Below are 11962 nucleotides of genomic sequence, written 5' to 3' on the forward strand. Positions count from 1 at the left end.
CGTGAATAAATGAAAAAGGAGGTCATGCGACATGCATCGCGGAAAAGGGATGAAATTTGTTGGTGACTCAAGAATTAAGTCATACGACAAACCAAAGTTAAATAGAGACTATTCAGAATTTCCAGGTCGTACAGAAAGTTTCTGGCCTGACTTTCTATTGAAAGAATGGATGACAGGTGCGGTATTCTTAATCGCATATTTATGTTTAACAGTTGCGCATCCATCGCCACTAGAACGTGTGGCAGATCCATCTGATACAGGTTATACACCTTTACCAGACTGGTATTTCTTATTCTTATACCAAATTCTTAAATATTCATTTGCATCAGGTCCTTATAATACATTCGGAGCAATTATCTTACCAGGTATCGCTTTTGGAGCTTTATTACTTGCACCTTGGTTAGATCGTGGTCCAGAACGTAAATGGACAAAGAGACCTTTCGCTTCTGGCTTTATGCTAATCGCGATTGCAATTTTATTCTATACAACTTGGGAATCTAGTTACTATCATGACTGGAAACAACAAGCGAAACAAGGTGAAATTGTTTTCTCTAACTTAGATAAATCTGATCCTGTTTATACAGACATCATCAAGTCAAACTGTACAAGTTGTCATGGTGGAGAATTAACAGGTGGACAAGGGCCAAATTTAGTAGAGTCTAAATTACCTAAAGAGGGTGTTCAAGGATTTGTTGAAAAGGGTGCAGGAAAAATGCCATCCTTTAAAGATACACTATCTAAGGATGAAATCGACAAAGTATCTAAATACGTTGCTGATTTACACGAAACAGATGCAAACGGTAAAGAATTAAAAAAATAATAAATGAATGATAGACTGGGACGCATTCCCAGTCTATTTTTTTGAAGGAGACTTATCATGGTATTTTGGAGTTATTTTATGCGTCAGAAGCCTATATTAATTACGTTGTTTATCGCTAATTTATTAGGAACGATATATGGCTATATTTGGTACGGCTCACAATTAGCTGAAAGTAAGTGGTACTTCTGGCCATTTATACCAGATAGTCCAACAGCTACTTTCTTTTTAATAATAGCAATTGCAGCTATATATTTTAAAAAGCATTTAGGATTATTCGAATGTTTAGCTTTTATTACACTAATCAAATACGGTGTTTGGGCAGTATTTATGAACACGTTCGTAATGATTCACTATGAACAACTCGTACCTATGGCGATTATGCTAATGACTTCACATGGAATAATGGCCATTCAAGCGATAATGTTCTATCCATTATTTAAAATCAAGCCTTGGCACATCATTGTTACGATGATTTGGGTATTCCATAATGATGTCATTGATTATGTATATCATCAATATCCTGTTTATAGCATGCTCAGTCAATATGAATCGCATATTGGTTACTTTGCATTTTGGCTTAGTATTATTTCTTTCCTATTACTGATATATTTACAAAAAACCATCAAATCGCATTCAAATTATTTGACGTAATGGTTGTCACTACGTAATATTATAAATATCAGGGATATAAAGGAGGAAGTAATTTGTTTTCATACATCATATATTTTATTATCATTATGATTGTCCCTATGTACTTCCAATTTAGAGTAAAATCAACTTACAATAAATACTCAAGAGTACGCTCAACAAGTGGGAAGACGGGTAAACAAGTAGCTGAAGAAATTTTAGCGGCAAATGGCATTCATGATGTAGAAGTATTACAGGGAGAAGGGTTTTTAACTGACCATTTCGATCCATCTAAAAAGCGTGTTGTACTATCACCAGCAAACTATTCACAACCAAGTGTAGCCGGGACAGCAATTGCAGCACATGAAGTTGGACATGCAATTCAACATGCACATGGTTATGGTTTCTTAAAATTCCGTACTGTATTGTTACCATTAGCTAATATTGGTAGTTCATTATCATATATCATCATTTTAGCTGGTATCGTATTAACAGCATTAAGTAATACTTTTGGTACTACACTATTATGGGTTGGTATTGTATTTATGTCATTCGCAGTATTATTCTCAATCATAACATTACCTGTTGAATTCGATGCAAGTAAACGGGCAATGCGACAAATAGAGAAGTTGAATATCGTAAATCAACAAGAATATAGACATGCTAAGAAAGTTTTATCAGCAGCTGCGATGACGTATGTTGCAGCAACTGCAGTAGCAGTAGCAGAACTACTTAGATTTATATTAATTGCACGTAGTGGTGATTAATACTGATAGAGGTTGGGTATATATACCCGGCCTCTATTTTTCTTTTTAAGGAATAATATAATAGGAAAGTAATCATACATATACAAGTAAGTTGATAAGATTGTCTTTATATCCACGAATCATATATAATTTTAGTATATGTGATTTAATATTACTGTAGATTAAATGCAAATGAGGAGGTAAATATATGGATATGCAAGAAATGCAAAAGGAAGTAGACGCATATATTTCTCAATTTAAAACGGGATACTTTTCACCTTTAGCTAACTTAGCTAGACTCACTGAAGAAGTTGGAGAACTAGCGAGAGAAATAAACCATTATCATGGTGAAAAGAAAAAGAAATCTACTGAAGAAGAAAATACAATTGAAGCTGAACTAGGTGATAATTTATTCGTATTAATTTGTTTAGCAAATTCATTAAATATAGATTTAAATCAAAGTTTTGAACAATCAATGAATAAATTTAACGTACGTGATAAAGATAGATTTGAACGTAACTAAAAACATTATGGAGGAATAGTATGAAAATCGGTATCACTTGTTATCCATCAATGGGTGGATCAGGTATAGTGGCAACAGAATTAGGTCTTGAAATGGCTAAAAGAGGACATGAAGTTCACTTTATCACTTCCAATATGCCATTTAGAATGAGGGAACATGTGCCAAATGTAACGTTCCATCAAGTTGATGTAAATCAATACTCAGTCTTCCAATACCCACCATATGACATTACATTAAGTGCTAAGATTGCTGACATCATAAACGATTATGATTTAGAAATTCTACATATGCATTATGCCGTACCACATGCAATATGTGGCATTTTAGCAAAACAAATTTCAGGTAAAGATGTTAAAATCATGACAACATTACATGGTACGGATATTACTGTATTAGGATATGACACATCTTTACAAAGTGCGATACGATTCGGTATTGAAAATAGTGATGTTGTCACAAGTGTGAGTAATAGTTTAAAAAAAGAAACTTATGAAATCATTAATCCGGATAAAGAAATTAAAACAATTTATAATTTTGTACAAGAAGCCAACTTTCCACAAGCTTATAACACATCTTTAAGAGCGAGCTATGGAATAGAAGAAGATGAGAAGGTCGTTACATTCGTATCTAACTTTAGAAAAGTAAAACGTGTTCATGATGTAGTAGATACATTTTATAAGTTAAATCAATCAGTGAAATCCAAATTACTGTTAATCGGTGATGGACCTGAATTACAAACGGCAAAAGAACAAATTAAACAATTAAAGATTGAAGATCAAGTACTATTCTTAGGTAAACAAGATGAAGTAAATATCTTTTATCAAATGTCAGACTTAACATTACTATTGAGTGAAAAAGAAAGTTTCGGTTTAGTTTTACTTGAAGCTATGCTAACAGGTGTCGTTCCAATTGGCAGTACTGCAGGCGGTATTAAAGAAGTAATTAAAGACGGGATTACAGGTTATACAGTAGACGTAGGAGATGTTGATACTGCTAGCAAACGCGCAATTGAGTTATTAACTAATAATGAACTGTATCAAAAAATGCAAAAAGCAATGATTGAAGATGTAAACAAACGTTTCGCTTCGAAAGTCATTGCAGATCAATATGAAAATTGTTACAAAGAGATGTTAGGAGAATAATATGTGTGAAAATCAACATTTCGAAACATCGATGTGGGTCATTGACCAACTTGTAAATCATGGACACGAAGCTTATTTTGTAGGTGGGTCAGTGAGAGATTATTTAATGAAAAAATCAATTTCTGATGTAGATATTACTACAAATGCATTACCTGAGGAAGTTGAAAAAATCTTCGATCGAACGTTACCGATTGGAAAAGAACATGGCACAATCATAGTGCTTGGAAATGACGAACAATTTGAAGTGACAACTTTTAGAAAAGATGGAGATTACGTTGATCATAGACGACCTACTTCAGTCCAATTTGTCACTGAATTATATGAAGATTTAGCGAGAAGAGATTTTACGATGAATGCAATTGCTATGGATAGCGCGTATCAATTACATGATTATTTTAAAGGTTATGAAGATATTAAAAATCAAATCATAAGAGCTGTAGGTACGCCGCTAGACCGCATGGAAGAAGATGCCTTAAGAATTATGAGAGGTGTTCGCTTTCAATCTCAAACAGGTTTTGCCATTGAGGACGAAACGGAAGATGCAATGAAACAAACAGCATATTTATTAGATAAAATCGCTATCGAAAGAATCATCGTTGAGTTAAAAAAATTGGTAACAGGTGCAAATATAGAGAAATCTATGGCAACTACAACACAATTATCATTATTCCAATACATTCCGTTCTTTAACAAACTTGATCAATCAACCATTTTTATACCAAAAGGCTTTGACTTTGAAATTTGGATTGCTACTTTATGCTTTATAAATGAAGTAGATAGTACACAGTTAAGTGCTATGAAACTAAGTAATCAGGAAAAAAGAAATATAAATGAATATATACAACTATTTAAAATATTTAAATTCGAACCATTAACAAAAGAACATTTAACGGTTATTATTTATACTTTTGGAGCGTTAAAAGTAAAAACGATTATGGCATTTATACAACAATATGAAAATAATCTTCACATTCAATATCAACCAATTATTATGAATCCTATTTTAGTCAATGAAATATATGATAAACTACCTATATATCACAATTCAGAACTTAATTTGAATGGTCAAATATTAATGTCAACATTCCAAAAAAATGGTGGACCATGGATTAAAGATATTTTGAATAAATTGGAACGTGCAGTTATTTTACGCAAAGTGAATAACACACAAGATGATTTAATAGAATGGGTGCAAAAAAATGTCTAAGTATAAACAAAAAATTATAAAGTATTTATATAAGCAAGATGCATATTTATCAGGACAACACATTGCTGAAACGTTAAATTGTTCACGAGTAACAGTTAAAAAAGTCATTGATCAATTAAGAAGTGATGGCTTTAAAATTGATTCACAATCAAATAAAGGTTATAAGATCGTACAAATACCTCCTGAGTGGCAAGAGGATATCGTTAACATCGAGTTAAATGATTGTAAAATATTAAATCGAGCCATTGTACAAACTCAAGTTGATTCAACACAATTGCTTGCGAAGTCTCAAATCACACATGATGATGGGTCATTCATCGTATTAAGTGATGAGCAAACAAAAGGTAGAGGACGATTCAATCGCGAATGGTCATCTTTAAAAAGTAAAGGTTTATGGATGTCTGTTGTATTAAGACCAAATATTCCTATCCATAGAATGTCAACGTTCAATCTATTTATCAGTTTAGCAATCCAGCAAGTTATTGAAGACAATTATGCCATCAAGAGCCAAATCAAATGGCCGAACGATATATATATTGGTAATAAAAAAGTTTGCGGATTCCTAACTGAAATGATAGCTGATACTGATGGCGTCAATGCAATTATTTGTGGCATCGGCATCAACTTAAACCAAACACAAGATGAATTTAATCAAGTGAACCAAGATCGTGCAACAAGTATCAATATCGCTCATGGTTCAACTATAAATCCTTATACATTTTTAAAACATTTAATACATGCAATCGAAGAAAGATACAATCAATTTCTAAATATGCCATTTAGTGAAATCAAAGCATTATATAAAGAAAAAAGTATGATTTGGGATAAAACACTCACTTATACTGAAGGTCAAAAACAAATAAAAGGTAAGGCAATTGATATTCAGGATAATGGATTTTTAACGGTGATATCTGAAGATGGTGAATTACATCAATTTATGAGTGCAGATATAGAAATATAGGAGAGATAATATGGCGCAACGATATGCAGTTGTCGATTTAGAAACAACGGGAAACCAAATACAATATGATGAAATCATCCAAATTGGAATTACATTTATAGAAGACAATCAGATAGTTGATACTTACCATACATATGTAAAAACCGATTTAGAAATTCCATCTTTCATTCAAGCATTAACAAATATAAATGAACACGATTTGCAAGGGGCGCCGTATTTTGAAGAAATTAGCGAATCTTTATTTATGATGTTAAAAGACTGTGTGTTCGTAGCACATAATGTTTTGTTTGACTTGAATTTTTTAACTTCTCATTTTGAAAACTCAAATCTTACATTTAAGCCAAAATTAACTATTGATACGATGGAATTATTTAAAATTGCATTCCCGAACGAAGAGAGCTATCAATTAAGCGAACTTAGCCAGTCATTAGAAGTTGATTTAAATCAAGCACATAGTGCAGATGAAGATGCCAGAGCAACAGCACTACTATTTATAAAAGCAATTCAAAAGATAGCACAATTACCTATTGATACGATTAAACAATTGTATTACTTATCTAAATCATTAAAGTATGATTTGAAAGATATTTTGTTTGAAATTGTTAGAGGGAATCAAGGACAACAATTACCATCAAGTAAAATTAAAAAGTATCAAAATATTAATTACTTAAAACAAACACCTATTAGAAAATCGAGTGATCGAGAAACCATTTCTATAGATGAAGCATATGAGCGAATTCTAAAGACATATCATTTTGATTATCGAAAAGAACAATATCAACTTGTACAACAATTATTCGATTCATTATTACATAATGAGAATGCATTGATTGAAGCACCATTAGGAAGCGGTAAATCAATGAGTTTCGTCTTGGCTGCTTTACTTTATTATTTAGAAACTGGTGAACACATTCTCGTTTCTACACATACAAAACTACTGCAAAATCAGCTTTTAGAACAAGAATTTAACAAGGTGTTAAATGCACTAGATTTAGATTTAAAAGCAATGATTATTAAAAGTAAAGATCATTATATCTCATTAGGACTTATACTGAATATTCTTCAAGATGACACCGATAATTACGAAGCAACCATTTTAAAAATGCAATTATTAGTTTGGATATTGGAAACTGAGACAGGTGATATCGAAGAGTTACATTTAAAAGGTGGACAACAGGTCTTCTTTGAACAGAAACGAACAACGTATGTTCCTTTCAAAAATGATATACACTATTATCAATTTGTTAAAGAAAGCGCACAAAGTGTAGAAATAGGTATAACGAACCACGCCCATTTACTGCAACATAGTACGGAAGACACTGTTTATCAATTATTCAAGCACATCATAGTAGATGAAGCACATCGCATACAAGACTATGCGCTAAATCAAGTAACGGATGTATTGAGTTACCAGCATATTAAATATCATCTTGGATTACTTGGTAAAAATGAACAAGAAAAGTTATTTAAACGACTTGATAAATTAGAAAATAAACGTGTTATCGAACAATATCCTATACAACCAATTGATATTTATCAGTTAAAAAGAGATATTGAATCACTACATGAACAAAACGAATTATTATTTGATGACCTCATGCTTCAAATTAATAAAAAACATCAATCACAAACGATGGATGAAAACCAAATTCATTATTTTTATGATATTGATACTACTGAAATTTCTGAGTTATTCAAACAACAAATCAGTACTATTAATCAGATTTTAGCACGTTTTAAATCATATACACACGCACATGTAAAAGCATTTAAAAAAGAACTCATTTATATTTATCATCAATATACGAAAATTTATAATGTCATTAAAAATGGCGAACTACCTTATGTTTCAATTAAAAAATTGTCTCAAAAATCTACACTTTCAATTTATGTTAAAAAAGCAGAAGTGAAAGATTTATTGAATCAAGTATTTATTGAACAGTTTAATAGCAATATCTTCATTTCTGGAACGTTGACAGTGAATGAATCATTTAAATCATTTAAGTCCATGTTTCCAGAAGACATTGATTTTAAAACCTATTATTTAAATGAAATATATGATTTGAAGAATCAAGCTACATGTTTTGTCCCTAAACAAATGCCTGATTTCAATTATCAAAATACGGATGACTACATTGAAACAATCATTCATTATTTATCAACATTCGTAAGTGAAACGAATCAAAAATGTTTAGTGTTATTCACTAACTATTCAATGCTATATCAAGCTTATCAATACATGGAAGAACTTGAAGTATTCAATGATTACGTCGTATTAATGCAACAACAACATTCACATATTTATAAACTCGTACAACAATTCAATCAATTCGATAAGACGATTCTTCTAGGAACTTTATCTTTCTTCGAAGGATTTGATTATCAATCAGCAGGTATAAAATGTGTCATGATGACAAAGTTACCATTTATACATCAAGATGATCCAAGGTACCATTTAATGAAAGATGAGTTTGATAATCCATTTAAAGATTTTGTATTACCTGATGCAGTAACTAAATTCAGACAAGGTATTGGTAGACTCATTAGAAATAAAAATGACTTAGGACTACTTGTGTGCTTTGATCGAAGAATTTTAGATAGTCATTATAGTCGATTTTTCATTAATGCTTTAGGTGAAATTCCAGTTCTTGAAGGAGATATAACTGAATTTCAAGATAAACTAAGAAATTATCCAAACAGATAGCAGATGAATGAATAATTTGATAAAATAACAGTAAGTAATTTATTTGAATAGGAGAAATAATAATGAATATAACGATTAAACAAGCTAAAGATTTCGTCAATCAAGAAGTGACAATCGGCGCTTGGATTGCTAATAAGCGATCAAGTGGGAAAATAGCATTTTTACAATTAAGAGATGGTACTGGATTTATGCAAGGTGTAGTAGTTAAAGCTGAAGTTTCTGAAGAAATGTTCAAACAAGCTAAATCTTTAACTCAAGAAACATCAGTATTTGTTACGGGAACAATTACAGAAGATGATCGTTCAAGCTTCGGTTATGAAATGCAAGTCAATTCAGTTGAAGTGATTTCAGAATCACACGATTATCCAATTACACCTAAGAACCACGGTACAGAATTCTTAATGGACCACAGACACTTATGGTTACGTTCTAAACGCCAACATTCAGTTATGAAAATTAGAAACGAAATCATTCGTGCAACTTACGAATTCTTTAACGACAATGGTTTCACAAAAATTGATCCACCAATTTTAACAGGAAGTGCACCAGAAGGTACAAGTGAGTTGTTCCATACAAAATACTTCGACGAAGATGCATTCTTATCACAAAGTGGACAATTATATATGGAAGCAGCAGCAATGGCTCACGGCCGTGTATTTAGTTTCGGACCAACATTCAGAGCTGAAAAATCTAAAACAAGAAGACATTTAATTGAATTTTGGATGATCGAACCTGAAATGGCGTTTATGAAACATGATCAAAGTTTAGAAGTTCAAGAAAATTATGTTCATCATATCGTTAAATCAGTATTAGAAAATTGCAAACTTGAATTAGAATTACTTGAAAGAGATACAAGTAAATTAGAAGCAATTGCTACTCCATTCCCAAGAATCACTTATGATGATGCGATTGAATTTCTTCATAAAGAAGGATTTGACGATATCGTTTGGGGCGATGATTTTGGCGCGCCACATGAAACAGCGATTGCTAATCATTATGATAAACCAGTATTTATTATTAATTATCCAACAAAAATCAAACCATTCTACATGGAACCAAATCCAGAAAATCCAGACACAGTTTTATGTGCAGATTTAATTGCTCCTGAAGGATACGGAGAAATCATCGGTGGTTCTGAAAGAATTAGCGATTTAGATTTATTAAATGAAAGAATTATTGAACACGGCTTAGACCCAGAAGCTTATAGTTACTATACTGATCTACGTAAATATGGTAGTGTGCCACATAGTGGATTTGGTTTAGGACTAGAAAGAACTGTTGCATGGTTAAGTGGTGTAGAACACGTTAGAGAAACGTCACCATTCCCACGTTTACTTAACCGTTTATACCCATAAATAGTACGTACGAGGCTGGGACAATTTAATGTCTCTGCCTCGTTATTTTATTCGTCGAATCATTTTATAATCAATCGTAAAGTAGGTGAACTTGGATGTATACAAATGAAATGTTAAAAGATAAGCCCGTAGTTATTCATCGTGCTTTGTTTAATCATTATGCTGATTTAGGTCTTAACGAAAGACAATTTGTTATATTAATCAAATTGTTAGACCAAGAAAATGAAAGTCATCTTCAACCACCATTAGAAGAAATACAGATGGGCACGAGCTTGTCTATACAAGAAGTCAGCCATATCGTGAACCAATTATCACAATTAAATTGTATAGAAATCAAAATTGAAAAAGATGACCAGCATAAATATAATGAATTCATTTCATTTGAACCATTATATGATCAACTTGCCCTTGTATTAAATCAAGAAATACAAGAGGATAAAGTAGAAGATCAAAATAGTCAATTCAGAACATTATTTGAAACATTTGAATCTACTTTTGGAAGACCATTAACATCACTTGAAGTACAAACTTTAAATCATTGGATAGATACTGATCATCACTCAAATAGTTTGATACAAAGTGCGTTAAATGAAGCAGACAGTGTCAATAAACTCAGTATTAAATATATCGATAGAATATTATTAAATTGGAAAAAGAAAAACATTACTACTGTTGAATCATCAAAAGTGGAAAGCGAAAAATTCCATCAAACTAAAAAGGTTAAACAAAATGTAAAATCAATACCAACGTTTGATTGGGTAAATGGGGAGAATCCATATGATAAGTAAGAAAAAAGCATTAAAAATGATGGATGTCATTGATGAAATGTTTCCAGATGCTGAATGTGAACTCGTTCATGATAATCCGTTTGAACTGACAATCGCTGTATTGTTATCCGCACAATGTACAGATGTGTTAGTCAATAAAGTAACTAAAACTTTATTCGAAAAATATAAAACGCCAGAAGATTATTTGAACGTAAGTTTAGAAGAATTACAAGATGACATACGTTCTATTGGTCTATATAGAAATAAAGCCAAAAATATTCAAAAACTTTGCCAATCTTTATTAGATAATTTTGATGGCGTTATTCCAAATACACATCAATCATTAGAATCTTTAGCAGGTGTTGGCAGAAAAACAGCGAATGTCGTGATGAGTGTTGCATTTGGAGAACCTGCTTTAGCGGTTGATACGCACGTAGAAAGAGTGTCAAAGAGACTCGCTATATGTAGATTAAAAGATAACGTTAGACAAGTAGAGGATCGTTTGTGCCATATTATACCTAGAGAAAGATGGACGAAAAGCCATCATCAGCTTATATTCTTTGGTAGATATCACTGTTTAGCACGTAAACCAAAATGCGAAACATGTCCGTTACTTAAAGACTGTAGAGAAGGCCAGAAGCGACTTAAAGCTGGCTTAGTAAAGGAAATATAATATGATAACTAAAGATGATTTTATAGCATTAGAAGAAAAAATTGAGCCACTTGTGAAACAAAAACAATTAAAAACAGATCGTGCACACGAGCTACTGGATGAATATTATCAACTCATTATTCGTTATTTAGAACAAATAAACCAAATAAATGAGTTCGATATTCAAAATATAAACGATTATCCAGTGATACCAATGAATTTTGAAGAACGATATGAATATATCAACGCACGAATCTATCATTTTATGGGGTATCGACAAATGGTTACATTGAAAGATGAACTCATCAAAATGAATGCACGTTATCAATTGAAATTAAAAAGAGAAGCAAAGTTAAAAGAACAAAAAGATAATTAGGTATTTTAAAACCGTTAGCAAAGTGCTAACGGTTTTTTTATTGTATGGTTCGGCTACCGCGCTATTTTACTTATATGCATAC

General features: G+C 31.8%; 12 protein-coding genes. All 12 read left to right on the forward strand.

Going from position 1 to position 11962, the window contains the following annotated elements; genetic code table 11:
- The first annotated feature begins 31 nt into the window (after positions 1 to 31).
- The 12 genes from P3U32_RS06705 (at position 32) to P3U32_RS06760 (ending at position 11880) form a co-directional block, all read left to right on the forward strand.
- Positions 32 to 820, forward strand: a complete 789-nt coding sequence (locus P3U32_RS06705) for a menaquinol-cytochrome c reductase cytochrome b/c subunit (protein ID WP_323702333.1) — start codon at positions 32 to 34, stop codon at positions 818 to 820.
- 57 nt (positions 821 to 877) lie between these two features.
- Positions 878 to 1471: a DUF1405 domain-containing protein gene (locus tag P3U32_RS06710; RefSeq protein WP_323702334.1), complete on the forward strand. Its 594-nt coding sequence runs from the start codon at positions 878 to 880 to the stop codon at positions 1469 to 1471.
- A 53-nt stretch (positions 1472 to 1524) separates the two neighbouring features.
- The gene (locus P3U32_RS06715) at positions 1525 to 2214 is read left to right on the forward strand and encodes a zinc metallopeptidase (RefSeq protein WP_323702335.1); all 690 of its coding nucleotides are present in this window, start codon (positions 1525 to 1527) and stop codon (positions 2212 to 2214) included.
- A gap of 187 nt (positions 2215 to 2401) precedes the next feature.
- Complete coding sequence (locus tag P3U32_RS06720) at positions 2402 to 2716, forward strand: nucleotide pyrophosphohydrolase (protein ID WP_323702336.1); 315 nt, start codon at positions 2402 to 2404, stop codon at positions 2714 to 2716.
- A 20-nt stretch (positions 2717 to 2736) separates the two neighbouring features.
- A complete protein-coding gene (gene bshA, locus P3U32_RS06725; protein WP_323702337.1) occupies positions 2737 to 3858 on the forward strand; it encodes an N-acetyl-alpha-D-glucosaminyl L-malate synthase BshA in 1122 nt (373 codons plus the stop codon).
- A 1-nt stretch (position 3859) separates the two neighbouring features.
- Positions 3860 to 5065: a CCA tRNA nucleotidyltransferase gene (locus tag P3U32_RS06730; protein WP_323702338.1), complete on the forward strand. Its 1206-nt coding sequence runs from the start codon at positions 3860 to 3862 to the stop codon at positions 5063 to 5065.
- A complete protein-coding gene (locus P3U32_RS06735) occupies positions 5058 to 6026 on the forward strand; it encodes a biotin--[acetyl-CoA-carboxylase] ligase (RefSeq protein WP_323702339.1) in 969 nt (322 codons plus the stop codon). Before P3U32_RS06730 ends, P3U32_RS06735 begins: the two co-directional genes overlap by 8 nt.
- A 10-nt stretch (positions 6027 to 6036) precedes the next feature.
- Entirely contained in the window at positions 6037 to 8730 is a 2694-nt protein-coding gene (locus tag P3U32_RS06740; protein WP_323702340.1) for a helicase C-terminal domain-containing protein, read from the forward strand.
- Between the two features lie 62 nt (positions 8731 to 8792).
- Positions 8793 to 10085: an asparagine--tRNA ligase gene (gene asnS, locus P3U32_RS06745; RefSeq protein WP_323702341.1), complete on the forward strand. Its 1293-nt coding sequence runs from the start codon at positions 8793 to 8795 to the stop codon at positions 10083 to 10085.
- A gap of 95 nt (positions 10086 to 10180) precedes the next feature.
- On the forward strand, positions 10181 to 10873 hold the full coding sequence (locus P3U32_RS06750) for a DnaD domain-containing protein (protein WP_323702342.1): 693 nt from the start codon (positions 10181 to 10183) through the stop codon (positions 10871 to 10873).
- Positions 10863 to 11525 carry an endonuclease III gene (nth, locus tag P3U32_RS06755; RefSeq protein WP_323702343.1) on the forward strand — a complete coding sequence of 221 codons (663 nt, stop codon included), beginning with the start codon at positions 10863 to 10865 and terminating at the stop codon, positions 11523 to 11525. Before P3U32_RS06750 ends, nth begins: the two co-directional genes overlap by 11 nt.
- A 1-nt stretch (position 11526) precedes the next feature.
- Positions 11527 to 11880: a YpoC family protein gene (locus P3U32_RS06760; RefSeq protein WP_323702344.1), complete on the forward strand. Its 354-nt coding sequence runs from the start codon at positions 11527 to 11529 to the stop codon at positions 11878 to 11880.
- Positions 11881 to 11962: the final 82 nt, after the last annotated feature.

The organism is Mammaliicoccus sp. Dog046, from assembly GCF_034039665.1.
GTDB lineage: Bacteria > Bacillota > Bacilli > Staphylococcales > Staphylococcaceae > Mammaliicoccus.